The 25068-nt window shown below is 63.0% G+C and carries 24 protein-coding genes; 10 read left to right on the top strand and 14 right to left on the bottom strand.

The annotated features are described in order from the left end of the window. Nucleotides 1-104 precede the first annotated feature (104 nt). The 7 genes from CT676_RS24810 to CT676_RS24785 all read right to left on the bottom strand — a co-directional run bounded on the left by CT676_RS24810 (nt 105) and on the right by CT676_RS24785 (nt 5696). On the bottom strand, nt 105-494 hold the full coding sequence (locus CT676_RS24810) for a hypothetical protein (RefSeq protein ID WP_085404172.1): 390 nt from the start codon (nt 492-494) through the stop codon (nt 105-107). Between the two features lie 867 nt (nt 495-1361). After that, nucleotides 1362-1871: an Lrp/AsnC family transcriptional regulator gene (locus tag CT676_RS24805; RefSeq protein ID WP_063984182.1), complete on the bottom strand. Its 510-nt coding sequence runs from the start codon at nt 1869-1871 to the stop codon at nt 1362-1364. A 45-nt stretch (nt 1872-1916) separates the two neighbouring features. Next, nucleotides 1917-2069: a hypothetical protein gene (locus CT676_RS44280; protein ID WP_155795282.1), complete on the bottom strand. Its 153-nt coding sequence runs from the start codon at nt 2067-2069 to the stop codon at nt 1917-1919. A 213-nt stretch (nt 2070-2282) separates the two neighbouring features. Then, nucleotides 2283-2609 carry a hypothetical protein gene (locus CT676_RS24800; RefSeq protein ID WP_085404171.1) on the bottom strand — a complete coding sequence of 109 codons (327 nt, stop codon included), beginning with the start codon at nt 2607-2609 and terminating at the stop codon, nt 2283-2285. Between the two features lie 9 nt (nt 2610-2618). Then, nucleotides 2619-3434 (bottom strand): MetQ/NlpA family ABC transporter substrate-binding protein, encoded by an 816-nt coding sequence (locus tag CT676_RS24795; RefSeq protein WP_085404170.1) that lies wholly within the window; start codon nt 3432-3434, stop codon nt 2619-2621. A 45-nt stretch (nt 3435-3479) separates the two neighbouring features. Further along, the gene (locus tag CT676_RS24790) at nt 3480-4823 is read right to left on the bottom strand and encodes an LLM class flavin-dependent oxidoreductase (protein WP_085404169.1); all 1344 of its coding nucleotides are present in this window, start codon (nt 4821-4823) and stop codon (nt 3480-3482) included. Nucleotides 4824-4859: 36 nt separating this feature from the next. After that, complete coding sequence (locus CT676_RS24785; protein ID WP_085404168.1) at nt 4860-5696, bottom strand: methyltransferase domain-containing protein; 837 nt, start codon at nt 5694-5696, stop codon at nt 4860-4862. A gap of 373 nt (nt 5697-6069) precedes the next feature. Here CT676_RS24785 and CT676_RS24780 point away from each other — a divergent pair, with 373 nt between their 5' ends. The 5 genes from CT676_RS24780 to CT676_RS24760 all read left to right on the top strand — a co-directional run bounded on the left by CT676_RS24780 (nt 6070) and on the right by CT676_RS24760 (nt 11527). Then, nucleotides 6070-7509, top strand: coding sequence for an NAD(P)/FAD-dependent oxidoreductase (locus CT676_RS24780; protein ID WP_085404167.1), 1440 nt, complete (start codon nt 6070-6072; stop codon nt 7507-7509). 297 nt (nt 7510-7806) lie between these two features. Continuing rightward, the gene (locus CT676_RS24775) at nt 7807-8733 is read left to right on the top strand and encodes a TauD/TfdA family dioxygenase (protein WP_085404214.1); all 927 of its coding nucleotides are present in this window, start codon (nt 7807-7809) and stop codon (nt 8731-8733) included. Nucleotides 8734-8755: 22 nt separating this feature from the next. After that, entirely contained in the window at nt 8756-9814 is a 1059-nt protein-coding gene (locus CT676_RS24770) for an ABC transporter substrate-binding protein (RefSeq protein ID WP_193560908.1), read from the top strand. Beyond that, nucleotides 9811-10668, top strand: a complete 858-nt coding sequence (locus tag CT676_RS24765) for an ABC transporter ATP-binding protein (RefSeq protein ID WP_085404166.1) — start codon at nt 9811-9813, stop codon at nt 10666-10668. The genes CT676_RS24770 and CT676_RS24765 overlap by 4 nt, the downstream gene beginning before the upstream one ends. Further along, entirely contained in the window at nt 10661-11527 is an 867-nt protein-coding gene (locus CT676_RS24760) for an ABC transporter permease (protein ID WP_085404165.1), read from the top strand. The genes CT676_RS24765 and CT676_RS24760 overlap by 8 nt, the downstream gene beginning before the upstream one ends. On the opposite strand, the gene epsC is transcribed toward CT676_RS24760, so the two are convergent. The 6 genes from epsC to CT676_RS24730 are packed head-to-tail and all read right to left on the bottom strand — an operon-like array spanning nt 11524 to nt 16850. Continuing rightward, complete coding sequence (epsC, locus tag CT676_RS24755) at nt 11524-12441, bottom strand: serine O-acetyltransferase EpsC (protein ID WP_085404164.1); 918 nt, start codon at nt 12439-12441, stop codon at nt 11524-11526. The genes CT676_RS24760 and epsC overlap by 4 nt on opposite strands. Then, complete coding sequence (locus CT676_RS24750) at nt 12431-13003, bottom strand: flavin reductase family protein (protein WP_085404163.1); 573 nt, start codon at nt 13001-13003, stop codon at nt 12431-12433. The genes epsC and CT676_RS24750 overlap by 11 nt, the downstream gene beginning before the upstream one ends. 44 nt (nt 13004-13047) lie before the next feature. Then, nucleotides 13048-14280 carry an acyl-CoA dehydrogenase family protein gene (locus CT676_RS24745; RefSeq protein ID WP_085404162.1) on the bottom strand — a complete coding sequence of 411 codons (1233 nt, stop codon included), beginning with the start codon at nt 14278-14280 and terminating at the stop codon, nt 13048-13050. A gap of 24 nt (nt 14281-14304) precedes the next feature. Then, complete coding sequence (locus CT676_RS24740; protein ID WP_085404161.1) at nt 14305-15309, bottom strand: NrtA/SsuA/CpmA family ABC transporter substrate-binding protein; 1005 nt, start codon at nt 15307-15309, stop codon at nt 14305-14307. Between the two features lie 18 nt (nt 15310-15327). Continuing rightward, on the bottom strand, nt 15328-16056 hold the full coding sequence (locus CT676_RS24735) for an ABC transporter ATP-binding protein (protein ID WP_085404160.1): 729 nt from the start codon (nt 16054-16056) through the stop codon (nt 15328-15330). Beyond that, the gene (locus CT676_RS24730; RefSeq protein ID WP_085404212.1) at nt 16053-16850 is read right to left on the bottom strand and encodes an ABC transporter permease subunit; all 798 of its coding nucleotides are present in this window, start codon (nt 16848-16850) and stop codon (nt 16053-16055) included. Before CT676_RS24730 ends, CT676_RS24735 begins: the two co-directional genes overlap by 4 nt. Nucleotides 16851-17147: 297 nt before the next feature. Here CT676_RS24730 and CT676_RS24725 point away from each other — a divergent pair, with 297 nt between their 5' ends. Further along, on the top strand, nt 17148-18239 hold the full coding sequence (locus CT676_RS24725) for an LLM class flavin-dependent oxidoreductase (protein ID WP_135215577.1): 1092 nt from the start codon (nt 17148-17150) through the stop codon (nt 18237-18239). Between the two features lie 13 nt (nt 18240-18252). On the opposite strand, the gene CT676_RS24720 is transcribed toward CT676_RS24725, so the two are convergent. Continuing rightward, complete coding sequence (locus tag CT676_RS24720) at nt 18253-19593, bottom strand: LLM class flavin-dependent oxidoreductase (RefSeq protein WP_085404158.1); 1341 nt, start codon at nt 19591-19593, stop codon at nt 18253-18255. A gap of 322 nt (nt 19594-19915) precedes the next feature. On the opposite strand from CT676_RS24720, the gene CT676_RS24715 reads away from it, so the two are divergent. Genes CT676_RS24715 through CT676_RS24700 form a run of 4 tightly spaced genes read left to right on the top strand, consistent with a single transcriptional unit; the run spans nt 19916 to nt 25061 of the window. Continuing rightward, nucleotides 19916-21526 (top strand): ABC transporter substrate-binding protein, encoded by a 1611-nt coding sequence (locus CT676_RS24715; protein ID WP_193560907.1) that lies wholly within the window; start codon nt 19916-19918, stop codon nt 21524-21526. A gap of 3 nt (nt 21527-21529) precedes the next feature. Further along, nucleotides 21530-22447 carry an ABC transporter permease gene (locus CT676_RS24710; RefSeq protein WP_094184390.1) on the top strand — a complete coding sequence of 306 codons (918 nt, stop codon included), beginning with the start codon at nt 21530-21532 and terminating at the stop codon, nt 22445-22447. Then, complete coding sequence (locus CT676_RS24705) at nt 22444-23355, top strand: ABC transporter permease (RefSeq protein ID WP_094184389.1); 912 nt, start codon at nt 22444-22446, stop codon at nt 23353-23355. Before CT676_RS24710 ends, CT676_RS24705 begins: the two co-directional genes overlap by 4 nt. After that, nucleotides 23352-25061 carry an ABC transporter ATP-binding protein gene (locus CT676_RS24700; RefSeq protein WP_085404157.1) on the top strand — a complete coding sequence of 570 codons (1710 nt, stop codon included), beginning with the start codon at nt 23352-23354 and terminating at the stop codon, nt 25059-25061. Before CT676_RS24705 ends, CT676_RS24700 begins: the two co-directional genes overlap by 4 nt. The last annotated feature ends 7 nt before the right edge of the window (nt 25062-25068 follow it).

The following is a 25068-nucleotide window of genomic DNA, read 5'->3' as shown; positions in this document are numbered from 1 at the left end:
CTGCAGTCTGTGGAAGGTTCCGGTAAAGTTCGGAGGATCGAAAAACAGCGCACCTTTCCCGAGCGCAGTTGTGGTGTTCGAGCCGTCGAACGACAACGAGCCAGTCACTCGCCGCGCGGTCGGTGTGTGAGCTTGTATTCCGGTGCAGGCAGACCAAGTGGTGTGTAGAGGTAACTCACCATCAGCGATGGGACGCCTCTGCTGGCAATCTCCACCAGCGGGCCGTACCCAGGGTTTTCGCTCAGATCCTTGGTGACGTGAGCGAGTCCTTTGTTCGTCACGTGAAATACAGCGAGCAATGCGTTTTCCGCTTCATCGCTCGGCCCTGGGTACAGGCGCAGCACCTTATCTGGCGTGACTTTCTCCAGCGACCCTTCTGATGTGCTGAAGTGCTCAATTCCAACGTCGGTGGGGCGACGTGGTCGGCTGATGTTACCGAGCCGCCCGTTGTCGTTGCATAGCCCAAGAAACTCCAGCAGCGCACGACAGTGCATTATTCCGGCTTCGATTGCTGGGTTGATGAAGGCGAGCAGGTTTCCTTCGACTACCAGCTTATCGCCTGCATAGGAGATTCATCGGCGCTACGCCATACGTAGCGTAGAGCTTTAGCGCGAGATTGAGCGTGGCAACTGCCTGCATCCGATGCGGAAGCAGATCATTCAGCAGGCGATCACGATCCATCGTCGATTTTCCTGTTTACTTTCCGATTCAAATATTCACGCCGAGATGGATATTGTCGCGCTCAAGTAGTGTGAGTTTGTTGTACGACCCAGAGAGAATCACGGCACTTCCGGCCGACGGACTGGCATTACGACCGCGAAAAAGAAAGCAAAACGCGGCCAATCGCTTAGATGTGCGGTACAACATTTGCGCATGCGGCACCTCATGTTGTACCGCTGGCGGCCAACTATCTCCGCCGCAAATAAAAGCGTTGCGGATCAGGGCCTTGCGACTTCAGGAATACATTCATTGGCTGAGATAAGCGCTTGTAATTACTGGAATTTTTCCGTGGCGCCCATGATGGACCGGAGCGAGAATTAAAGTCCTTCAATAGGTTAGATAGTGGCGTGTGCACGACGTGTGCACCGGGGGATCAAGAAAAATCCCATCAAAGCCAGTGTGAGCAGGCGTCCAAAGGTGGATCGAAGCGCTCAGCAGGCGCTACGATACGAATGTCTGAGATCGGGTACATGTGGCGTAGCGGCGGGCGATTGCAGTAGTGCGCAGATAGTAGCGCCAAATCTCACCACGCACTCCAATCCAACCAGAAACGAGAGGATTTGCGGCGCCGTCGTCTAAGGATGCCTCGGTTCGCGATCTGTCAATTCGTCGCGTGGAATTGGCTCGTCTTTTGTTGGCTCTTATTCCACGGCAATCGGCGGCACTGGCAGCGCCGTGATCGACTTGATCTTCTCCATCGCGAAGCGCGAGGTGACGTTCTTGAGCGGGACGGCGTGGATCAGCTTCTTGTAGAACACGTCGTAGCTCGGCATGTCCGGAATGACGACGCGCAGCATGTAGTCGACGTCGCCGGCCATCCGGTAAAATTCCATCACCTCTGGCATTGCGCTGACTGCTGAGGCGAAACGCTTCAGCCAGACGTCGGAGTGATCCGCGCTCTCCACCGAGACGAACACCGAAAGGCCGAGGCCGATCTTGTTCTGGTCCACCAGCGCAACGCGCTTGAGGATGACACCGTCGGCTTCGAGCCGCTGAATGCGCTTCCAGCAGGGCGTGGACGACAGGCCGACCCGGTCGCCGATTTCGGCCACCGAGAGCGAAGCATCCTCCTGAAGCACCGTCAGGATCTTGCGGTCGATGGCGTCGAGGCGGCGTCCAGTCTCGGCGAGCTGCAACGCAGCGTCGGTCATGTCATAAACCTCAGTGTGATGAAAAGTTGGACGCGTTGCCGGGCGTCAGCCGTGGGGCCCAAACAGGAAGATCTCGTAGAGATCGTCCTGCGTGTTGTCCGAGCCGCCTGTCCGTGGCCGCAGCGAGCGCCGGAACCATCCACGTGCCTGTTCGATCAAACGAGCGAAGCCTGAATGCAGCGAGATGACGTAGCTCATGTTCACTCCGGACGACGGTGTAGGACGAGAACCCGGAAAAGCTATCACGGCGGGGGTGGAATTGAACATTGCTACACACTCGTCGGAATCAGTTTGGTTGAATCATGCTGGCGTCGTCGCGAGCGCGGCTGGAAAATTCCACGATGCTCGGCTGAGATGGATGATTTTGATATCCATCGCCGCGCCGAAAGCATGGAAGGCATAGTCTTGCCGCTAGTCGGCCGTCAGTAGCGCAAGCACTTCAGCCTGCCGGAGCCGCGGCAGGGAACCGAGGTTCGATGGCCTGCGACAGGACTCCGATGCGGGATAGAGCATGGGCATACCCATGCCCCCCGACACGAGATACGGCAAAGCGTGGTTTGCTCGTCTGTTCAAATGAGCTCCTGTCATGATGCCCAGTGCGAACAGGAAGATGATCAGCAAGACCAGCGGGAGGACGAAAGCCTCCTGGAAACGAAGCTTACTGGTCATCGCTCGCGCGTCGATCGCGCGCTCGGCGGTGGAACGGCGGCTGGCCCATTCAAGCGTGAAATCGAACATGCGATTCCCTCACTTCATGTAATCGGGCAAAGTGAACCCGTCATAGAACCGGTCGGCCCGGATTGCCGTCTTGAACGTCGGCGACTTGTAACCGGCGACGATGTCCTGGGCCCATTCGGCATTGGCGTTAGCCTTCTTCACCGCGAGCACGTTGATGTAGGGCGTGGTCATCTTCTCCAGCGCAAAGGCATTGGTCAGCTTCAGCCCGCTGAAGATCGCGAAATTGCCCTGTACGGCGGCGAAATCGACGTCGTCGAGCGCCCGTGGCGCCTGTGCGGCCTCGAGCGGCACGATCTTGATGCCGCCGGGATTTTTGATGACATCGAGCTCGGTGACGTCGACCGACTTGCTATCACGGATCTCGATCAGGCCGAGGTCACGCAGCACCCACAGCGCGCGCTGCAGATTGACCGGATCGTTCGGCACGGCGACGCTCGAGCCCGGCTTGATCGGCGTGCCCAGCGGATGCTTCTTCGAATAGAGGCCCATCGGCGGGGTGGGGACGTGGACGATGCCGACGAGATCGGTCGTCTGCCGCTCGTTGTAGGAATCGAGAAAGATCGTGTGTTGCATCACATTGGCGTCGATCTCGGATTTGAATACCGCATTGTTGGCTTCAAGGCCGGTCGAGAACTCGACATAGCGGATCTTGTAGCCCTTCTTCTTCAGCTCGGGCTCGACGCCGATCTTGAACTCGTCGATATACGGTCCCGGCACGAAGCCGACCCGGAGCTCCGGCTTCGCGGGCTGCTGTGCCAAGGCGTCTTCGGCGGCGAAAGGGGAAAGAGCCAAAAGGCCGGAGAGGAGAAACAACGCTGTCTTCATGTCTTCTTACTGGTCTCGAGTTGGGATGTCAGTGCGGAAGCGGTGTCAGGCGATCGCCTTGACCGCGTTGGAGTAGATGCTGGCGGGACGCGCCAGGCCGTAATGCTCGCGCAGGGTCGTTCCGGTGTAGTCCTCGCGGAACAGGCCGCGCTTGCGCAGGATCGGGACGACCTGCTCGGCGAAGACGTCGAAGCCGCCGGGCAGCCAGGGTGGCATCACGTTGAATCCGTCCGCCGCACCGCCCTCGAACCAGCTCTGGATGTTGTCGGCGATCTTTTCCGGCGTGCCCGCAATGACCCAATGGCCGCGCGCGCCGGCGAGGCGCTGCACCAGCTGGCGGATGGTCGGCTTCTCGCGGTCGACGATGTCGACCACCAGCTTGAAGCGGCTTGCAACGCCGCGCGCGCTCGCGGTGTCGATGAGATGGCGCGGGACGGGGCCGTCGAGATCATAGCCGGAGAGATCGACGCCGATCATTTGGCGCAGCTGGGTCAGGGAATATTCCGGTTGGATCAGCGCGTTGAATTCGTCCTGGAGGCGATCCGCCTCCTTTTGCGTGCTGCCGATGAAGGGACTGATACCGGGCAGGATTCTGATCTCGTCAGGACTACGGTCGAAGGAGCGGGCCTGGCGCTTGATGTCCGCATAGAAAGCCTGAGCCGAGTCCAGGGTCTGGTGCGCGGTGAAGATTGCCTCCGCGAAACGGGCGGCGAAGGCACGACCGTCGTCGGAGGCGCCGGCCTGCACATAGACCGGCCGGCCTTGCGGCACGCGCGAAATGTTGAGCGGGCCGCGCACGCGAAAGTGTTTGCCGACATGGTCGAGCGTGTGGATCTTGCTGGTATCGGCAAAAATGCCCGAGATGGGGTCGTTGACGAGCGCGTCATCCTCCCAGCTGTCCCAGAGCCGCGAGATCACGTCGAGATATTCGCGGGCGCGCTCGTAGCGTTCGTGATGCGGGGGGTGTTCGGGCAGGCCAAAGTTCTGCGCTGCTTGTGGCGCACTGGTCGTCACGATATTCCAGCCGGCGCGGCCCTGGCTCAGATGGTCGAGCGAGGCGAACAGGCGCGCGAGGTTGTAAGGCTCGGTATAGGTCGTCGATGCCGTTGCGATCAGGCCGATGCGCTTGGTCACCGCGGCGATAGCCGCGAGCCATGTGATCGGCTCGAAGCGAAAGCGCTGGGCGTAACGGACATTGTCCGCCAGCGCCGGTCCGTCGGCAAAGAAGATGGCGTCGAACTTGCTGGCTTCGGCGCGCTGCGCAAGCTCTTGATAGTGGGTGATGTCGAGAATGCGATCTGGTTCAGATCCCTTGTAGCGCCACGCGGCTTCGTGATGGCCGCCGGGATAGATGAAGAGGTTGAGAACAAGCTGCCGTTGATTGCCCATGGTTCGAATGTCCAGATGCGAGAAGAGGCGGAGCGGCTACGAGACGGAAGTGACGGTGCGTGACCTCGGCTTTCGCGCGAAGGCGAAACGCAGATATCGCTCCAGGCGAAGGCCCTCCGGAGTGCGCTTCGCCTCGACGAGCGCGGCAAAGGCAGCGTCAATCGCTGCCCGTTCTTCCGAGGAGAAGCTGCCAAGGAAGTTGCCGAATGCGCTGGCTTCGGACCATCCGAGCACCGAGTCCACGTCGTCGTGGAGATCGATGAGCGAGCGCAGATCGCTTCGGTAATCGACGAAGCCCGCCTCGGCAAACAGAGCCTTTAGCTCGTCCTCAGTCGATCCGAGCACGCGATGCGACTCGCTGCTTCTCTCGCCGAAGCCGGCCTGTTCGATCGCCTGGCGGAGCAGGGTTCGCGACTCGTGAGGTTTGGTCGGATCCTGAACGTTCAGCCCGATCCGGCCGCCCGGCCTGAGGACGCGTTCGATCTCGCGCAGCGCCTGCCGCTTGTCCGCGATCCAGTGGAAGACGCTGTTGAGGTAGACGGCGTCGAATTCCGCGGGTCCAAAGCGCGAAAGGTCCTCGGCACGGCCGACATCGAAGGTCAGCGTCCCCGAGGCGCGCAGACGCGCGATGGCGACCCGGTTCTCCAGGGGATCGATGCCGATCACGCGCCCGGTCGGGCCGACAAGTCCCGCGACGAATTCGCTCAGGCGGCCGGTGCCGGCACCGATATCGAGCACGCGATCCCCTGACTTCAAAGCCAGCGGTCCAATGAGAAATTTGCCATGGTGAAACTGGAGGATGCCGGCTTGCTCGTAGGTCCGTGCAAGCTCGAGCGTGTCCTGTTCGAGGCTGATGACGCCGTGGGTCGACATCGTGCTGTCCAAAATCTCCAACAGCCGTCGAGACGGCTTGATCGGGACGAACTCTATGTTGCCAGGCTAAGAAAAGTCGATGAAATGGATTTGCGTTGTTCGGTGCGACGCGAGCATGAATCTAGCGGCGGGAACGAATTATGTAGATGATGTCACGAACCGATCGCTTCAACTGAAAGCCGACGTGCGAGCGAATGTCCCGTCGCCCTTCCTGGCTTGCTCCGCGCTGTCGGCGCAAATCTTTCAACACGCTGTGCCCTCGCGGTGGGTTCGTTGTTCGGGCCGCCAAACAAAACCGATTCCATTTCATTGACTGAGTGTCGTTGGCTTCTACGATTTGGTCGCATCTGATGCAGACAAATCCGGGTGCAACATGTTTCAGTCTGATGTCGACGAGGCGGCTCGCGAGACCTTGCGTCTGATTGGTCCAGATCCGCAGAACTGGGTTCCGGATCGTCATGGGGGCGACCACAACGTCGCCATCATCGGGGGCGGGCAATCCGGAAGCGCTTTCGCCTTTGCATTGCGCCGTGCCGGCATCGGCAGGGTCACGGTGATCGATGCATCACATGACGCGGCGTCGTCCGGTCCATGGCTGAGCAGCGCGCGCATGCACAAGCTGCGCACGCCGAAGGGGCTGCCCGGACCGGAGCTTGGTCTGCCGGGGCTGAGTTTTCAGGCTTGGTATGAAGCCCGCCATGGCGCGGTCGCATATGAAGCGATCGATCGTATTGCTCGCGTGGATTGGGCCGCCTACCTCGACTGGTATCGCAACACGCTCGGCATCGAGGTGCGCTATCGTACCAAGCTTGTTCGTATCGAACCGGCGCAGGACCACCTGCGGCTTCATCTCGATATAGCGGGCGAAGCGAAGACGGAAACGGCCCGCAAGATCATCCTTGCCAGCGGTTTCCCAAGCAACGGCGGTCCGTCCGTCCCCGACGTGCTCTCCCGCAATCTGTCAAAGGAGCTTTACGCGCATACGTTGGAGGCGATCGATTTCGCCAAGCTGCGAAACAAGTCGGTTGCGGTGCTGGGCAGTGCGGCCTCTGCGTTCGATGCCGCGGCAGTTGCGCTCGAAGCAGGGGCGAGGGAGGTGCATCTCTTTGCGCGACGCGGCAGGGTGGCCTCGGAGCCTGTGATCAGGACGCGTGGATATCCGGGCGCATACGACAATTACGGGGTGCTCCCGGACGCGGTGCGCTGGCATCAGGCCATTCGCTTCCGTCGCGCGGGATCGACGCCGCCGCCCGATGCAATCGCGCGTGCGGTCAAGTTTCCCAACTTCCACCTTCATCTGGCAGCGTCGTGGACGTCAGCCAAGCCGTTCGGACGGCGGCTGCTCGCGACCACGACGGAGGGCGACATCGCATTCGATTTCGTCATCGCCGGTACGGGCTACCAGGTCGATCTAGCGAAGCGGCCTGAGCTCGTCGCCTTTTCCGACGAGATCCTGCTATGGCGCGACCGCTATTCTCCGGCCGCGGACGAGCAGGACGAGGCCCTGGGCGCACACCCTTATCTCGGTGCGGGCCATGAATTCCTGGAGAAGGAGCCCGGCCGCGCGCCTTACTTGCGGAACATCCACGTGTTCAACCCCGCGGCATTCGTCAGCTTCGGCCTGCCGATTGGGGACGTGCCGAGCTTCAAGCGCGATATTCCGGGCGTCGTGGCGCGGATCAGCAGGGATCTGTTCCTTGACGACCTTCCGGCGCACGAGGCGCGGATCAACGGGCCGATCGCCGACGACTTCGAGCCGGCCCTTTACGCGTCGGCCGTCTGGCGGTCGCCGAATATCGTCGCGGCAGAATAGAGCAGAGTGCAAGTAGCAACTGGACACGCCATGATCGTGGATGCGTCTGTTTCTTAACGGCCTCGAACTTTGGAAGCTATTTCCGAAGTCCTTGAGTTAGCATCCTGTGACTGAACAAGGGGCTGCATCGATGCAGCCCCTGGGGAAGATCCCGCCAGACGCGATTGTTGCCAGAGCAGACGGCGGTCTCGCAAGAGGATCGATCGCAACATCACTGCCTTTCACTCCGCCATCGCAGCAGCGATCGGCGAACGGCGGAGCCTTGTCCAAATGGATCGCGGTCTCGGGGAAGATGACATGACAGACGGAATCACCATCGACAACGTCATTCCGCGTTCGGATATCGTCAAGCGATCGGCCCGTATCGGCGCCGAAATCAGGAACATCAAGCTTTCGGGCGATCTTCCGGATCGCACGATTGCGGCGATCAACCAGGTGCTGCTCGAGCACAAAGTCATCTTCTTCCGTGACCAGAATCATCTCGACGATGCCGAGCAGGAGCGTTTTGCCCATCGGCTCGGCAAGCTGGTGCCACATCCCACGGTCGGCGCCACCACGGGAACGGCCTCGATCCTCGAACTTGACTCCGCGCGCGGAGGCGGGCGCGCCGACCAGTGGCACACCGACGTCACATTCGTCGACGCTTATCCGAAGATCTCAGTCTTGCGCGGCGTCGTGATCCCCGAGTTCGGCGGCGACACGATCTGGTCGAACACGGCGGCGTCCTATCTGGATCTGCCGGCTCCGCTGCGCAAGCTCGCGGACGAGCTGTGGGCGGTGCACAGCAATGCCTACGACTACGCAGTCAAGACCCGTGCGAGCGAGGCTGACCGGAAGCAATTCGAGGAGGTCTTCACGGCGACCGTCTACGAGACCGAGCATCCCGTCGTTCGCGTCCATCCCGAAACCGGGGAACGGACGCTGGTGCTCGGCAATTTCGTCCAGCGCTTTGTCGGCCTTTCGAATTACGACAGCCAGAAACTGTTCGACCTGTTCCAGTCGCACATCACCGCACCCGAGAACACCGTGCGCTGGAGCTGGCGGCAAGGTGACGTGGTGATCTGGGACAATCGCGCGACCCAGCACTACGCGGTCAACGATTATGGCGACCAGCACCGCGTGGTCCGGCGTGCCACCATCGATGGCGAGGTGCCGGTCAGCATCGACGGCCGCAGCAGCGTGACCCGCGTCAAGGCGGCGAAGCCCCAGGCGAAGGCCGCCTGAACCGAGCAATGGAGTGAACACAATGAAGATCGCTATCTCTGCGTTGCGTCGTCTGGTTGCCGGCCTGCGGGCAAGAGGGCGGCAACTAGGTCTGGCCGGCCTCGGCCTGACGGCTCTCGCCAGCAGTGCCATGGCCGAGGCGCAGCTCGAAAAGACCGAGATTCGTTACCAGGGCTGGGCCGGGCAGGTGACGTTCATCGAACTGGCCGACGATCTCGGCTATCTCGCGCCGCTCAAGCTCAAATGGGTCGGCAACACCATCAGCGGTCCGCAGGACATCCAGACCGTCGTCACCGGCGACATCGATATCGGCGGCGCGTTCTATGGCGCGATCATCAAGCTGATCGCAGCCAGGGCGCCGATCAAGGCTGTTGTCGGCTATTACGGCTCGGACGACAACACCTACAACGGCTACTACGTGAAGGAGGACAGTCCGATCAAGTCCGCGCGCGACCTGATCGGCAAGAAGGTCGCGGTGAACACGCTGGGGGCGCATCTCGAATTCGTGCTGCGCGAGTATCTGGCCCGCAATGGCCTGACGCCGGCGGAGGCGAAGCAAGTGGCGCTGGTTGCGATCCCGCCGGTCACCGGTGAGCAGGCTCTGCGGCAGGGGCAGGTCGAGGTCAGCACGCTGAACGGCGTGCTGCGCGACAAGGCGCTGGAGCGCGGCGGCATCCGTAGGCTGTTCGCGGACTCTGACATCTTCGGAAACTTCACTGGCGGCTCCTATGTCTTGCGAGACAAGTTCATCAAGGACAATCCCAACGCGTCCCGCAAGCTGATCGAGGGCGTGTCCCGTGCCATCGCCTGGGCGCAGACAACGCCGCCCGAGGAGGTCCGCGCCCGCTTCGAACGCATCATTGCCGATCGCAAGCGCAACGAGGACGCAACACCCATCAAATACTGGAAGAGCACGGGTGTCGCGACCAGGGGCGGGGTGATCGGCGATGCTGAGCTCCAGGTGTGGATCGACTGGCTGGTCAAGGACGGTCTGTTGAAGCAGGACCAGCTCAAGCCATCGGACATCTATACCAACGAGTTCAACCATTTCCGCCCCGGCAAGACCGCGGAGGCCAAATGACCATGGCCAAGATCCGCTTCGAGCACGTCCGCAAGGAGTTCCTGGTCCGCGGCAAGGATGGCGGGCCGGCGCAGAGCTTCACCGCGCTCGATGATATCACGCTGGATGTTCGTGCCGGCGAATTCCTGGCGCTGGTCGGGCCGAGCGGCTGCGGCAAGTCGACCTTGCTGGATCTGCTCGGCGGACTGACGGCGCCGAGCAGCGGACGCATCCTGCTCGATGGCAAGGTCATCGAGGGCCCGGCGCGCGACCGCGGCATTGTGTTCCAGCAGTACGCGCTGTTCCCCTGGCGTACAGCCGCGCAGAACGTCGAGTTCGGGCTCGATATTGCGGGTCTCAAAGCCAGGGAGCGGCGCGAGCGGGCTCTGCATTATCTCGATTTAGTCGGACTGTCCGGCTTTGCCGATCGCTATCCGCACGAACTCTCCGGCGGTATGAAGCAGCGCGTCGCGATCGCGCGAAGCCTTGCCTACGATCCGGAGGTGCTGCTGATGGACGAGCCCTTTGCCGCGCTCGACGCACAGACGCGTGAGACGCTGCAAGGCGAGCTGCTGCGGATCTGGCGCAGGACCGGGAAAACCATCCTGTTCATCACGCACGGCATCGACGAGGCCGTCGTGCTCGGCCAGCGCGTGGCCGTGATGACCTCGCGCCCCGGCCGGATCAAGCAGATTGTCGATATTCCCGCCGAGCTGCACAGCGAGACCGAGGACGTCCGCTCGCTGCCCCAGTTCGGGCAGGTCAGGCACGAGGTGTGGTCCTTGCTGCGCGACGAAGTGTTGAAGGCGCGGGGCTCCCAGGTGCCCGCGCCGGACGGCGAGCGTGCAGGAAAGAAGGAGTTGGCCCATGTCTAATCTGGAGATCCTGACGCTGCTGGAACTCGCCGAGGGGAGTCCGAAGGATCGGGCCAGACCACGCGCCGGCGCGGTTGCCGCCGCGACGGGCAGCCTGGTGCGATGGTTCGGCATCATCGGGCAACGATCCCTGCTGCTGCTGGTGTTCCTGGCTGTCTGGGAGACGACGCCGCGCCTCGGGTTGATCGACGTGACGTTCCTGCCGCCGTTCTCCGAGGTGATCGCCGCGGGCTGGCAGCTCGCGCAGAGCGGTGAACTCTATGACGACGTCGGTGCAAGCCTGCTGCGAGCCCTGAGCGGCTTCCTGATCGCCATTGTCCTGTTCGTGCCATTGGGTGTGCTGACGGGATGGTACGCCCGGCTGGGCGACTTCCTGAACCAGATCATCGAGATCGCCCGTAACACGGCGCCGCTGGCTCTGCTGCCGGTGTTTATCCTGCTCCTCGGGATCGGAGAGCTCTCGAAGGTCACCATGGTGGTTTATAGCTGCGCCTGGCCGCTGCTGCTCAATACGATCGCGGCCGTACGCCAGGTCGATCCGCTGCTGGTCAAGTCAGCGCGGACGATGGGCGCGACACCGAGCCAGTTGTTCCGGAAGGTGATCCTGCCGGCATCATTGCCGACAATCTTCGTCGGCATCCGTCTAGCGAGCGCATCCGCGATGCTGGTCCTGGTGGCGTCAGAAATGGTCGGCGCGAAATCGGGGCTCGGCTATCTCATCATCAACAGCCAATACAGCTTCCTGATCCCACAGATGTATTTTGGCATCCTGGGCATTACCGTGATCGGCCTCGTCTTCAACGCGATCCTCGAGACGCTGGAGCGCCGCCTGATGCGCTGGAAGGCGCCGGCCGCCTAACCCTGCTTGTTGCGGGCGGTGGCCTGCGTCACGATGCTGTTCGGCGGCACGTCCTGGGTGACCCAGACGTTGCCGCCGATCGTCGCGCCCCGGCCGATCGTGATCCGACCGAAGATGGTTGCGCCGGCATAAATCACGACGTCGTCCTCGACGATCGGATGCCGTGCATCGCCCTTGATCAAATGGCCATCGTCGTCGGTTGGAAAATGGCGCGCGCCGAGCGTCACGGCCTGATAGATCCGGACATTGTCGCCGATGATTGCGGTCTCCCCGATGACCACACCGGTCCCGTGATCAATGAAGAAGCCGGATCCGATGCTGGCGCCGGGGTGAATGTCGATCCCGGTTCTCGTATGAGCGATCTCCGCGACAAGTCGGGCGATCAAGCGCGCATTGAGCCCATCAAGGATATGTGCCAGCCGGTGATGGATGATCGCCGTCATGCCCGGATATCCGATCAGGATCTCCGGAAAGTTCCTGGCTGCGGGATCGCCGACGAAGGCGGCTCTCAGATCGGAGATCAGGAGTCCACGCACCACCGGCAGGCGCTCGCCGAACTGCCGCGTCAGCTCGACCGCGTCCTCACGCCGGTAGCCCGGGATCAGCTCGTCACCGACGAATCGTGCGCCGCGGTGGATCTGGTCGCAAAGGCCGTCGAGGGCGATGCTCAGGCGATTGCCGACGAAATAGTCGATATTCTCGCCGTCGAGGTCGAACTGACCGTAATGCCTCGGAAACAGCGCCTCGGTGAGGCCATCCAGAATGGCCTGAAGCGCCTCGCGCGAGGGAGCGCGTCGCGCCTCTCCGTCGCGCCTTATGCTGTGTGTTTCTTCGCGCGAGAGGCGAAGCTCGGCGACAATCCTGTCAAGCTGCCAGCGCCCGCCGCTGGGCGATTCCGGCGGGTTATCTGACATGGGCCAACGGAATGCTGATCTCGGCGAGGAGGTCGAGGTCGAAGTCATGGGTGATCCTGATGTACTGGCCGTTCCAGTACACCAGGCCCGACAGTTCGCGGGACAGCTCGAAGCTCAACAGGCTGCCGATGATGATGCCATGCGAGTGCCGTTCGATGATTTCCTCGACCTTGCATTCGATGGTTGCGAGAGTGTCGCCAAGCAGCGGCACGCCGGCCGCCCCCGCGGACCATCTGATCCCGTCGAAGCGCTCGTGGCCCTTCAAGCTTCCGTCGCTGAAGCGCCCGGCGAGGGCCTGCTGATCCGATCCCAGAATGTTGACGCCGAATACGCCGTAGCGCGCGATTCGAGCAAAGGACGAGGCCTGCCGGTTGACGCTGACTAGTAGCCGGGGCGGACTGGCGCTGAGCGATGTCAGGGACGTCACCGTCATGCCGGTGATGTCCTCGTCGCGGCCGGCCGTGATGATGGTGACGCCGCCGGCCAGGCGCCGCATCACGGCTCGAAACTGATGCTCGACCTCGTCATCGCCGCTGACCAGATGAATGTCGGACTTTCCCATCTGTCGCTCCTCGCATCGGACGCCGTGGATCGGCCTGTTCGCTCTCAGAAAAAGCCCTTCGCGGGCAACGGCGTGCCGTTGATCTCGTGTTCACCGATCGAACGCGCCTTGTAGGTGGTCGGATTGTGCGAAGAGAGCGTGCGCGCATTGCGCCAGTGACGGTCGAAGTTGGTGACCTTCTTGGTCGCCGATGCGCCGCCGACATCGAACAGCAGGCTGCCACCTCGGATGGCGAAATCATCGGTGATGATCTTGGCCTTTGCCGAGAGCAGCGCGGCGGTGTGCGCCGCCTCTGTAGCGTTCGCCGCGCCGGCGTCGAACGCATCGGTTGCAATGTCGAGCGCCTCGGCGGCCGCCAGCACCACCGTCTCGGCCGCAAAAGCGCCGCTGGCGATCTGGCCGACCGTCTGTTGCAGGAGCGGATCGTCGGTCGGGATCTCGGTGGGCGCGTAGTAAAACGTACGCTTGCGCGAGCGGACCAGGGCTGTCGCATCGCGCAGCGTCGCGCGTGCAATGCCGGCAACGACCGCCGTCAGGAAGAGCTGTGCAAACGTGTTGGAATAGGGCACGCCATAACCGCCGTCCGGCGTATCGAACACCACTTCCTCGCGCCTGACCTTGACGTTACGGAAGTGCGTCGTGCCGGTTGCGGTAAGTCGCTGCCCGAGCCCGTCCCAGTCGTCGACCAGCTCGATTCCCTCGCGCTTGATCGGCACGATCGTGGCGCCCGTCGCTCCGGACGGATCGGCCGCGCGCACCAGCACATAATCCGAGTACAACGTGCCTGTGCTGTAGTATTTGGTGCCGTTCAGCAGATAATCGCCGTTCCCGTCGGGCGTGAACGTCGTCCCGGGCGTGACATTGCCGACGCGCGGGCTTTCAAGCTCGGTCGTCGCAAGTCCGATGATGGCGCCCTCGGCGACCGCCTTCTGCCATTGCCGGCTCTGCTCGTCCTTGGGGGAACGCACCAGGCGCTCGACCACGCTGAAATGGTTGCGCAGGATATGCGCGACATTGGCGTCGGCCTCGCCGAGGCGAATGACGAAGGCGAAGAGATCGCGGATCGTGCTGCCGGCGCCACCGGCGTCCAACGGCAGCCGCAACGCGCCAAGGCGTGCCCGCCGGATGAGATCGATAACCTCGAAGGGCAGGACGCGGTCGCGCTCGCGGTCGCTGGCCCCCTCGGCGATCTGGTTGAGCAGAGCCTCCAGCTCCGGCGAGCCAGCCTTGATCGGCTCGGATGTGCCGAGAGAGGGGGCGGATACAGTCTTGTTCATTGTCTTGGCCTGTTGGTAGCGTTTTCAGAGCTGGGCGAGATGATCGGTCACCTTGACCGGCTCCGGCAGAACCTTGCGGGCCACGAGCCAGTCGGCGGCCTTTTGCAGCTCGCTGATGAAGCGCTCGTCGTTGACCGCGAAGTAGCGGTATTTGCGGTTCATCGCGATGAACTGGTCGCGGACCTGATCGCTGTATTTCCCGGCCTTCTGCGCGATGTACTCGGCATCCTTGCAGTTCTCCGAGATCCACTTGCCCTCGGCGCGGAACGCGTCATTCACGGCGCGGACGAGCGCGGGATTGTCGGTCGCGAACTTGCGGGTGGTCAGATAGGACGTGTAGTCGATCTGGAATTCGAGATCGCGGCCTTCCAGAAAGATGTCGTGCGCCTTGTATTCGAGCCGGGCGATGTCGACGCCAGGGCTCCACATCGACCAGGCGTCGACCTTGCCGGAGGCGAGCGCCGGCGCCGCATCAGGAGGATTGAGATAGACGAACTTCACCGCGGAGCGGTCGACCTTGTGTTTCTCGAGCGCCGCGACCAGCAGGAACTCGCCGAGGCCTGAGCGATTGACCGCGACCGACTTGCCGACGAGGTCTTCGACCTTGTCGATGCCGGAGCCGTCTTTGGCGATGATCGCCGTGGTGCGGGGCTCGTAGACCACGAACTGGGTGAACACCAGCGGCGAGCCGGCGATGATAGCGGCGAGCGCAGGCGTGGTGCTGCCGCCAAAGCTGAAATCCGCGCTGCCGCCCGTCACCGCCTGCAAGGTCGGCGCATGATTCGGGAAGGGGCCGAGCCACTCGACCTTGATGCCATCCTTGGCCAGCACCTTCTCGAACTCGCCGCGCTCCTTGGCGATCAGATTGAGGCCGCTCAGGCCCCAGGTCAGGCGGACCGTGTCGGTGGTACGGCCAGGCGCGGCCTGGGCGAATTCGCTGATATTCATGCCGGCGAGCGCGCCAATGCCAAAGGCTGCGGAGCCGAGGAAGCTGCGCCGGGATGGTTTGGCGATCGATGAGTCGGACATTTTTGCCTTCCGGATGACCTAGCTGGGAGAATGGGAGACCACGCCAAGCTCGCTAAGGAGTTCGGCGCGCGAGATGGATGCCGAGCTTCCACGCCCGGCGCGATGCTCGTAGGCGATTGCGCCGTTGCGCATCACGAGGATGCGATCGGCCAGCGCGATGGCTTCGTCGACATCGTGGGTGACGAGCAGGACGCCGGGCTGATGATTGGCCACCAGCTCGCGGACCAGCTCGTGCATGCGGATACGGGTGAGCGCATCGAGCGCGGCAAACGGCTCGTCGAGCAGCAGAAGCTCGGGCTGCTGCACCAGCGCGCGGGCGAGGGCAACGCGCTGGGCTTGTCCGCCTGAAAGATTGCGCGGCCAGTCGTCGAGCCTGTCGCCGAGGCCGACCTCGGTGAGCGCTTCGGCGGCGCGTTCGCGAGGATCCGGAACCTGCAAGCCGAGCGCCACATTGCGCCAGAGATTGTCCCAGGGCAGCAGCCGATGCTCCTGAAACACCACGGCCGGCCGGCGGGGCGCCACGATACGGCCCCCCTGGATGGGGTCGAGCCCGGCCAGCGCCCGCAACAATGTTGTCTTGCCGCACCCGCTCTCGCCGAGCAGGGCGACGAATTCGCCACGATCGATGCGTAGGTTCAGCTTCTCGATCACGACGCGGCTGCCGTAGCTGCGGACGAGGTTGCTGACAACGACGGCCGGTCCGGATTCGAACGGCGCGGAGGGCTGCGGAGCGACGTGCACGTTCATCTCGCTGCTCCGTAATTCGGATGCCAGGCGAGGAGACGCTGTTCGAGAAAGCGCGCCATGGCGTCGGCCGCGACGCCGATCAGCGCGTAGATCACGATCGTCAGGACGATCACATCGGTGCGCAGGAATTCGCGCGCATCCATCGCGAGAAAGCCGATCCCCGACTGCGCGCCGATGGTTTCAGCCACGACCAGCGCGAGCCACGCCGTGGCGAGAGCGTAACGAACACCGGTCAGGATCGACGGCAGCGCGCCGGGAAGGATGATCCGGCGGATCAGTTGAAGCGACCTCAGGCCCTGGACGCGCCCCAACTCGAGCAGCTTGGGATCGACCTGGCGGATACCGAGCACCGTATTGATGTAGATCGGGAACGTGACGCCAAGTGCGACAAGGAAGATCTTTTCCGCTTCGCCGACGCCCAGCCAGACGATGACGAGGGGGAGCGCGGCGAGGAAAGGGATGGCCCTGATCATCTGCACGCTGCGGTCGATCGCGGCTTCCGCTACCCGCGAGAAGCCGACAAGGATGCCAAGCGTGGCGCCGACCGCAGACCCGATCGCAAAGCCCGCCGCGGCACGCAGCAGGCTGACGCCGAGATCGTTCAACAGGGTCCCGGTGGTTACGAGCTTGTACGCCGTTCGGATCACCTTGCTTGGTGCAGGCAGCACCTGCGGCGAAAGCCATCCCGCCTGTGCAAGTGCCTCCCAAACGACAACGAGCAGCAGGGGTGCAACCCAGGACAGGAGCTGGAGGCCGCGAGCGCCAAGCTTGCTTGCCGCCGCAGGCGATTTCATGCTGCCTTGCGATGACGGCGCGTTGTCAGCGACGATTGTCGTGCGGTCGATTTGGCTCAGTTCGATATTGCTCAAGACGTGAAACCTTGTTCAGCGCAAAATGTCCCATGAAATCGTGCCGACAGAAATAGAGCGCTATTTCAATTGTCGTTCGCTCCGGAGTGATCTGCTGTCGCCACGGTGCCGCTGCGCGACAAAGAAAATCTTTTGAGGCGGATGTGCTTGATCTTGCGTCAGGCCTTGGCGAGAACAGGCGACGATCGAGAACTTGACGAGAGAAAGTCACAGGAGAGCACGATGGCGACTGCACCTCTTCGCTTCGGCATCTGGGCCCTGGTGCACGGGCCGCGCGCGGCGCATCAGGATCCGGAAGAGCCCTATGATGCATCCTGGGAGCGCAATCGCGATCTCATTCTCGCAGCCGAAGAGCTCGGCTACGATTCCACGCTGATCGCGCAGCACACGATCAATCCGCATCAGGAGGACCTCGATCAGCTCGAGGCCTGGAGCGCCGCGGCAGCGATCGCGGCGCTGACTAAGCGCATCGAGATCATCGCCGCGATCAAGCCCTATCTCTATCACCCCGTGGTGCTAGCGAAGCTGGCGCTGGGGATCGAGAACATCAGCCGTGGCCGGTTCGCGCTCAATCTCGTCAATGCCTGGAACCGCCCGGAACTGGAGAAGGCGGGGATCGGCTTCCCGGAACACGATGCACGCTACGCCTACGGCCGCGAGTGGATATCGGTCGTCTCGCGCCTCATGGAAGGCGAGCGCCTCAATTATGCGGGCGAGCATTTCAACGTCACCGACTATGCGCTGCGTCCGACCAGCTTGTACCGCAAGCGGCCGGCCATTTATGTCGGCGGCGAGTCGGAGCCGGCGCGCGATCTGGTCGCCGGCCATGGCGACGTCTGGTTCATCAATGGCCAACCGCTGGAGGATGTCGCCGGCCTGATCGCCGATGTCGCGGCACGTCCGCGCGGTGACACGCCGCCGCTGCGTTTTGGTCTGTCGGCCTTCGTCGTCGCCCGCGAAACCAGGGAGCAGGCGCAATCCGCCCATGAGCGGTTGCTGAGCCTCGCCGCGAAGGACGCGCCGATGAAGGCGATCCTGAAGCAGAACACCGACCCCAAGGTCGTGATGATGCAGACCATGCAGAAGACCCCGCGCGTTGGCAGCAATGGCGGTACTGCCGCGGGGCTGGTCGGGAGCTATGACGAGGTGGCGGAGCGCATCGAGGCGTTCCATGCGGCCGGCATCGAGCTCTTCATGCTGCAATTCCAGCCGTTCGAGGCCGAGATGCGGCGATTTGCACTCGAGGTAATTCCGCGCGTGCGGGCCAGGCGATCGGCCAAGCCCGCCGACGGGCGGGCTCGATCTCTGGGATAGATAGTCGGGACAGCTAGGCTGATGCGACCTCCGGCGACCGCTTCGCATATCGGCTCACTGGTCGCTGCAGGCCAAAATGATCGCGCAGCGTCGAGCCGGCGTACTCGGTGCGGAACAGCCCGCGACTCTGTAGGATGGGCACGACGGTATCGACGAAGGTCTCCAGACCGGACGGCAGTACGTCTGGCATGAGGTTGAAACCGTCGGCGGCACCCGCCTTGAACCAAGCCTCGATGTCGTCGGCGATCTGCTCCGGCGTGCCGACGATGATGCGATGTCCGACGCCGCCTCCGAGCGCGCGGATCAGCTGTCGGACTGTGAGATTGCCACGCCGTGCGATATTCACGGTGCCTTGGAACATGGTGTGGTTGGCATTGACCGGAAGCGGCAGGGGATCCGGCAGGGGCTTGTCGAGCTCGAGGAGGGTAGGGTCGATCTGAAGCGTGCCGGCCAACCGCGCCAGGCTGTATTCGATCGGCACCAGTTCCCAGAGCTCGTCCTGTCGCCGCTTGGCTTCGGCCTCGGTGCTGCCGATGACGGTGGCGAGCCCGGGCAGAATGACGATGGAATCGCCGGAACGACGATAGGACGCGGCGCGTGCGCGCAGATCGCGCGCATACGCGACGCCTTCCTCGATGCTTTGCGCCAGCGTGAATACGGCTTCTGCATAAGCTGCCGCGAAATCGCGCCCGTCATTCGAGCCACCCGCCTGCACCGTGACCGGTCGCCCCTGCGGCGAGCGTGGGACGTTCAGAGGTCCGGCCACCGAGTAATGCGGGCCGCGGTGCGCGATCGGGTGCACTTTCGACGTATCAACAAATCGCGCGCTCGCCTTGTCGCCCACAAAGGCGTCGTCCTCCCAGCTGTCGAACAATGCGTGGACGACTTCCGTGAACTCCTTGGCGCGCTCGTAGCGGGCCTTGTGTTCCGTCACCGACGACAGACCGAAATTGCGGCCTGAAGCGGCATCTGCCGTGGTGACCGCGTTCCATCCCGAGCGGCCGCCGCTGGCGTGATCGAGCGTCACGAAACGGCGTGCGATGTTGTAGGGCTCGTTGTAGGTCGTCGACACCGTTCCAATCAGACCGACGTGCCTGGTCGTTGCGGCAACTGTTGCCAGCACGATGGTTGGCTCCATCGACGTGAACGACCGGCAGTCGATGCGGTCGTTCACGGCTGGCGAGTCCGCCAGAAAGATTGCGTCAAACTTGCCGCGCTCGGCAATCTGAGCCACGCGCACATAATGACCGAGATCGAAGAAGGCGCGTGGATCGCTGTCGGGCAGTCGCCAGGCTGACGGATATACGCCGGAGTGAAGCAGGTTGACGTTCAGGTGCAATTGGCGTGGCGACATGGGGATTCCAAAGGTCAGCTGGTTGTCGGGTCACGATACGCAACGATCGCGCAGCATCGAATTGTCGGATTGGCGTTCGACGTCGTCGATTTCATCCACCGTCGGCGTGAGTGCTCGAATAATTTTTCAAACTTCATGTGCAGCCGCGGTCGCGACCGTTTGCATGTTGCGTTTGCGCGCGACGACGAATTACATCGCGATGCAACAAGAGATAACGCCTCGTGCAGATCGGATGAAGCGTAAACGAACGTCATCCTTCAATTGATGATGTTCGATGCGCCGATTGCAGGGGCAGCAGCAGAAACGATTGCGAGTGACGCGGATGAAGAAGAATAATTTGCTGGTGAGCGGCGTGGCGATTGCCTTGCTTGCGTCGAATGTAGCGTATGCCGAAGACAAGCCGGTTTCCGGAGGCGCGTTGCGGTGGGGCGTGACGACCGAGCCATCATGCTTCGATCCGCATTATTCGTCACAGCAGGCCGCGTTCTTCGTGGCCCGCAATTACATCGACTCGCTGATCGCGAAGAAGGCGGATGGCACGTTCGCACCCTGGCTTGCGACCGAGTGGTCGATTTCGACCGACGGCAAGGAATACACATACAGACTGAGGGAAGACGTCGTCTTCCACGACGGGGAGAAGTTCGACGCTGCAGCGGTCAAGGCCAACTACGATTTCGTCAAGAAGCCCGAGAACGCGGTCACCGCGGTCTCGCTGCTCCAGGCCTACGATCGTGCCGAAGTGGTCTCGCCCTATGTGGTCAAACTGGTGTTGTCGACGCCGGATTCGAGTTTCCTGGAGTCGACCTCGAATGTGAAGCTCGGCCTGATCTCGCCGAAATCGCTGGCGAAGGGTGATCTCTGCGGAGGTGGACGCGGGTTGGCCGGCACGGGACCGTTCGTGTTCGAGAGCTACACGCGCGGCCAGTCCGCGGTGTTCGCGCGCAACGCGGCCTATAACTGGGCGCCTGGCAATGCCGCGCATAACGGACCTGCTCATCTGGACCGCGTCACTTTCCGCTTCCTCCCCGAATATGCCGTTCGCACGGGCGCATTGACCTCGGGGCAGGTGGATCTGATCGAGGGCGTGCAGCCGACCGATGCGCCGCTGTTCGCGGAGCAGCCGGGCTTCAAGCTGCTGACCGGCCCGTCCGGCGCCAGCACGTCCTTCACCTTCAACATCAACTACACGCGCCCGCCGGCGGACGATGTTCGCGTGCGCCGCGCGCTGCGCGACGGTTTCGATCTGGAGCCGATCGTGAAGCAGGTCTATCTCGGCACCGTGCCGCGCGCCTGGTCGATCATCGGCCCGGCCAATCCCGCCTATAACAAGGCACTGGTCGGTTCCTGGGGCAACGACATTGCTGGCGCCAACAAGCTGCTCGACGAAGCCGGCTGGACTGGCCGCGATTCCGAAGGCTTCCGCACCAAGGACGGCAAGCGCCTCTCGATCGAGGTCGGCTATCCGCAGCCCTATGTGCGCGACAATCGCGACATCCTTATCCAGGGCGTCCAGGCGGCGTTGCGCAAGAATGTCGGCCTCGATCTCAACCTGCGCCTGATCACGGCGGGCGAATACGCCAAGAACAACGCCAACGGCACCTGGGTGATCTATCCCAATACGGACAATCCGTCCGATCCTGCCCGCGAGCTCTGGGACATGCTGGGATCGAAGGGCTTCCTCTATTCCAACATTCCCAATCCAGACCAGGAGATCACGAGCCAGATCGACGAGTCGTTGCGGACGACCGATCCTGTCCGCAAGCGGCAGCTCACCGACGCGATTCAGAAGCGGGGTGTGGACCAGGCCTTCATCGTGCCGTTGTTCGCGCCGAGCTGGTTCCTGGCGGCGAAGAGCAACGTCAACGGTCTGGGCTTCGAGGCCGGCCTCGACTCGCCGTCCAGCGCCTACGATTTCTGGATCGCGAAGAAGTAGGCCATGTGGTCCCGCATCGTCTCCAGGCTGTTCACCAGCCTGGTGGTGGCCTGGGCGAGCGTGACAGCAACGTTTCTCGCGTTGCATGCGCTGCCCGGCCGCATTCAGGACATCCTCGCCGGTGACGTCGAATATCCCGGCCTCCGTGAGGCGATCGCAGCCGAATGGGGCCTCGATCGCTCGTTGCCCGAGCAATACGTCGAGTTCTTGTCGCGCATCCTCCGCGGCGATTTCGGCACGTCCTATGTGCTGCGCCAGCCGGTGATCGAGGTCGTCGGATCGCAGCTTCTGCCGACCGTCGAGCTTGCGCTCACGGCCGGCGTGCTTGCGATCTTGATTGCCGGCTTCATCGCGCTGCTGACTGCGGGGCGAGGGCGGTTCTCGCGCGAGCTGGCCTCGTTCGTCGAACTGGTGTTCGCCTCGACGCCCGTCTTCTGGCTCGGCATCCTCCTGCTGATGGCATTCTCGTTCAATCTGCGCTGGTTTCCAGTATCGGGCGCGGAGGGGTGGAATTCCCTCGTGCTGCCGGCGATCACCCTGGCATTGCCGACCGCCGGCCTGCTGACGCAGGTTCTGCGTGAAGCCATGGAGAAGACGCTCGACCAGCCCTTCGTGACGACCGTGCGGTCGCGCGGCGTCGGCGAACTCGTCATTCGCTGGCGTCACGTGTTGCGGCACGCTCTTTTGCCGGCGGTGACGCTAGGCGGTTGGCTGATCGGCGGTCTGCTCGGCGGTGCGGTCATCACCGAGAAGGTGTTCGGCCGGCCAGGCCTCGGCACGGTAACGTTGGGCGCGGTGCTGACCCACGACGTACCGGTCGTGCTCACCGTCGTGCTGCTCGCAGCCTTCATCCACGTTGCCGCGTCCACGCTGCTCGACATCCTCTATGTGCTGATCGACCCGAGATTGAGGGCCCAATGACCGCGCCGTCGCATCGCTCCTTCGACACGGCCGTACCGCTCGAGGCCCCGCAAGACCTCGTTGGCTTCGAGGCGTCACATCTGGCTGCAATCGCTGTTCGGCGCCGTCTGCCGTTCGGGCTCGTCCTGTCCTTCGTCTTCGTCGCGCTCCTGATCGCGGCGTCGATCGCGCCTTCGCTGTTCACGCACTTCGATCCGCTCGTCGGCGATTTCAGCGAGGGCCTGAAGCCGCCGGGCTGGGCGCATCTGTTCGGGACCGATCGGCTCGGCCGCGACGTCTTCGCGCGGACCGTCTTCGGCACGCGCTACTCGCTCCTGATCGGGTTCGGCGGTGTTGCGGTCGGACTCGGAGCAGGCATTGTCCTCGGCATCATCGCGGGCCAGCGCAATCGCATTCTGGATGAGGCCGTGTCGCGCCTGTTCGATATGCTGTCGTCATTTCCCGGCGTGCTGCTCGCCATGCTGATCGTGACCTTCCTCGGCCAAGGCATGCTCAACATCGCCATCGCGGTCGGCATCGCCGGCATCCCGAAATTTGGTCGCGTGGTGCGGGCGCAGACTCAGCTGATACGTGATGCCGATTACGTGACGCAGGCCGCGATCTACGGGTTGAGCCGCTGGCAAGTGTTCATCCGGCACGTCCTGCCCAACGTCCTTGTTGCCATCCCGATCATCGCCACCGTCTATATCGGCTCGACGATCCTGATCGTATCCGGCCTGAGCTTCCTCGGGCTCGGACCGCAGCCGCCGACGCCGGAATGGGGCGTGATGCTGGCGGAGAGCCGGGATGTGCTGCGCGTCGCCTGGTGGCCTGGAGTCTTCCCGGGCCTCGCCATCACCGCGACGGTGATCGCCTTCAGCGTGATCGGCAATCACCTACAGCAGAGATTTGAAGGGCGGCTTGCATGAGCAGCGTAGGTTCGCAGATAGATCGGGCAGCGCCGGTCGTCGAGGTGCAGGGACTGAGCATCGGCTTTGCCGGCGCCAATGGTGGCAAGCCGATCGTTGTTGATTTCGATCTGACGATCAGGCCCGGCGAATGCGTTGCCCTGGTCGGTGAATCCGGCTCGGGCAAGAGCATCACCGCGCGAAGCCTGCTCAATCTCGCCGGCGACGGTGCGAGGACCGCCGCGCACCGGTTCGAGATCAAGGGACGTGACGCTCGCAGCTTCGGCGAAGCCGACTGGCGCAAGCTGCGCGGGACCGTGACCGGGCTCGTCATGCAGGATGCCCTGGTCTCGCTCGATCCCTTGCGCACGATCGGCCAGGAGGTTGCCGAGGTCATTTCGAGCCATCGCATTCTGACCGATGCAGGCGCTATCCGGGATCGGACGCTGCAGACGCTCGGCAAGGTCGGCATTCCCAACCCCGCTGATCGTGCTCTGCAATATGCGCATCAATTGTCCGGTGGCCTGCGCCAGCGCGCGCTGATCGCGTCGGCGATCGCGGCTGATCCCGATCTCATTATCGCGGACGAGCCGACGACCTCGCTCGACGTCACCGTCCAGGCGCAGGTGCTCCAGGTCTTGGCGGAGCGAATCCGGGAGGGGGCGGGTCTCCTGCTCATCAGTCACGATCTCGCGGTGGTCGCCGGCATCGCCGACCGTGTCATCGTGATGCGCGACGGCCGGGTGGTCGACAGTGGGTCGACTCGCGATGTCCTTACCCATCCGCGCCATCCCTATACGCGGCAGTTGATCGCGGCGATTCCGTCGGGGCGGTCGCGCGGGTCCAGGCTCGCGTCGGCGAGGTTCGAGCCCGGTGCGAGCGACGCGACGGCGGTCTCCATCGTGCGGGAGCCCTTGCCGCAGCGACAGGCGGCAGGCGAGGTCGTGCTCGAAGTCAAGGAGATCTCGAAGAGTTTCATTGCGCCGAAAGCCGCCGGGCGGGCGAAGTCGGTGGTCCTGCAGGACATCAGCTTCGATGTCAGGGCCGCCGAGGTCGTCGGCATCGTCGGCGAATCCGGCTCGGGAAAATCCACCTGTGCCAAGATCGTGCTCGGGCTGCTTCACCCGGATGACGGTGAGGTAACATTGCTCGGAGAGCCCTGGTCCTCGGTCGCGGAAGCCGGGCGCCGCCGGCTTCGTCGCAAGCTGCAATACATCCCGCAGGACGCACTTAGCAGCTTCGATCCGCGCTACCGCGTCAGGGACATCATTGCGGAAAATCTTCCGGGCGCCGATGGCCGCATCGCGCGCCTGGACCGGATCGTGTCGCTGCTCGAACTGGTCGGCCTGAGTGTCGATCATCTCGATCGGGTGCCGCGATCATTGTCCGGCGGCCAGCGTCAGCGGGTGTCGATCGCGCGGGCGCTAGCGGCTGAACCCGCCATCATCGTCTGCGACGAGCCGGTCTCGGCGCTCGACATCTGCATCCAGGCCCAAGTGCTTGACCTCCTGGCCGAGCTGCAGTCGCGGCTCGGAACGGCGCTGCTGTTCATCTCGCATGATCTCGGCGTCATCGAGCATCTGTGCGACCGCGTGCTCGTCTTCCAGAACGGCCGCATCGTCGAGCAGGGTGGCGCCGAGGCCGTGCTCAGGCAACCGCAGCACGCCTACACAAAGAGCCTGCTGGCATCCGTGCCGGACATCCAGCGTGGCTTGAGCGCGGCCTAAGCCGGAA

Origin of the sequence: Bradyrhizobium sp. MOS001, from assembly GCF_004634465.1 — a bacterium.
GTDB lineage: Bacteria > Pseudomonadota > Alphaproteobacteria > Rhizobiales > Xanthobacteraceae > Bradyrhizobium > Bradyrhizobium barranii.
The sequence above is the reverse complement of the archived record's forward strand: the minus strand, read 5'-3'. Positions and strand labels throughout refer to the sequence as shown.

What these genes read in the sequence shown, in the direction of transcription:
- CT676_RS24725 (WP_135215577.1), top strand. Translation starts at nt 17,148, where the DNA reads ATGGCGACTGCACCTCTTCGCTTCGGCATCTGGGCCCTGGTGCACGGG.
- CT676_RS24715 (WP_193560907.1), top strand. Translation starts at nt 19,916, where the DNA reads ATGAAGAAGAATAATTTGCTGGTGAGCGGCGTGGCGATTGCCTTGCTT.
- CT676_RS24775 (WP_085404214.1), top strand. Translation starts at nt 7,807, where the DNA reads ATGACAGACGGAATCACCATCGACAACGTCATTCCGCGTTCGGATATC.
- CT676_RS24750 (WP_085404163.1), bottom strand. Translation starts at nt 13,003, where the DNA reads ATGGGAAAGTCCGACATTCATCTGGTCAGCGGCGATGACGAGGTCGAG.
- CT676_RS24800 (WP_085404171.1), bottom strand. Translation starts at nt 2,609, where the DNA reads ATGTTCGATTTCACGCTTGAATGGGCCAGCCGCCGTTCCACCGCCGAG.
- CT676_RS44280 (WP_155795282.1), bottom strand. Translation starts at nt 2,069, where the DNA reads ATGAGCTACGTCATCTCGCTGCATTCAGGCTTCGCTCGTTTGATCGAA.
- CT676_RS24740 (WP_085404161.1), bottom strand. Translation starts at nt 15,309, where the DNA reads ATGTCCGACTCATCGATCGCCAAACCATCCCGGCGCAGCTTCCTCGGC.
- CT676_RS24765 (WP_085404166.1), top strand. Translation starts at nt 9,811, where the DNA reads ATGACCATGGCCAAGATCCGCTTCGAGCACGTCCGCAAGGAGTTCCTG.
- CT676_RS24790 (WP_085404169.1), bottom strand. Translation starts at nt 4,823, where the DNA reads ATGGGCAATCAACGGCAGCTTGTTCTCAACCTCTTCATCTATCCCGGC.
- CT676_RS24805 (WP_063984182.1), bottom strand. Translation starts at nt 1,871, where the DNA reads ATGACCGACGCTGCGTTGCAGCTCGCCGAGACTGGACGCCGCCTCGAC.
- CT676_RS24770 (WP_193560908.1), top strand. Translation starts at nt 8,756, where the DNA reads ATGAAGATCGCTATCTCTGCGTTGCGTCGTCTGGTTGCCGGCCTGCGG.
- CT676_RS24795 (WP_085404170.1), bottom strand. Translation starts at nt 3,434, where the DNA reads ATGAAGACAGCGTTGTTTCTCCTCTCCGGCCTTTTGGCTCTTTCCCCT.
- CT676_RS24710 (WP_094184390.1), top strand. Translation starts at nt 21,530, where the DNA reads ATGTGGTCCCGCATCGTCTCCAGGCTGTTCACCAGCCTGGTGGTGGCC.
- CT676_RS24810 (WP_085404172.1), bottom strand. Translation starts at nt 494, where the DNA reads ATGCACTGTCGTGCGCTGCTGGAGTTTCTTGGGCTATGCAACGACAAC.
- epsC (WP_085404164.1), bottom strand. Translation starts at nt 12,441, where the DNA reads ATGTCAGATAACCCGCCGGAATCGCCCAGCGGCGGGCGCTGGCAGCTT.
- CT676_RS24700 (WP_085404157.1), top strand. Translation starts at nt 23,352, where the DNA reads ATGAGCAGCGTAGGTTCGCAGATAGATCGGGCAGCGCCGGTCGTCGAG.
- CT676_RS24730 (WP_085404212.1), bottom strand. Translation starts at nt 16,850, where the DNA reads ATGAAATCGCCTGCGGCGGCAAGCAAGCTTGGCGCTCGCGGCCTCCAG.
- CT676_RS24705 (WP_094184389.1), top strand. Translation starts at nt 22,444, where the DNA reads ATGACCGCGCCGTCGCATCGCTCCTTCGACACGGCCGTACCGCTCGAG.
- CT676_RS24760 (WP_085404165.1), top strand. Translation starts at nt 10,661, where the DNA reads ATGTCTAATCTGGAGATCCTGACGCTGCTGGAACTCGCCGAGGGGAGT.
- CT676_RS24735 (WP_085404160.1), bottom strand. Translation starts at nt 16,056, where the DNA reads ATGAACGTGCACGTCGCTCCGCAGCCCTCCGCGCCGTTCGAATCCGGA.
- CT676_RS24785 (WP_085404168.1), bottom strand. Translation starts at nt 5,696, where the DNA reads ATGTCGACCCACGGCGTCATCAGCCTCGAACAGGACACGCTCGAGCTT.
- CT676_RS24745 (WP_085404162.1), bottom strand. Translation starts at nt 14,280, where the DNA reads ATGAACAAGACTGTATCCGCCCCCTCTCTCGGCACATCCGAGCCGATC.
- CT676_RS24780 (WP_085404167.1), top strand. Translation starts at nt 6,070, where the DNA reads ATGTTTCAGTCTGATGTCGACGAGGCGGCTCGCGAGACCTTGCGTCTG.
- CT676_RS24720 (WP_085404158.1), bottom strand. Translation starts at nt 19,593, where the DNA reads ATGTCGCCACGCCAATTGCACCTGAACGTCAACCTGCTTCACTCCGGC.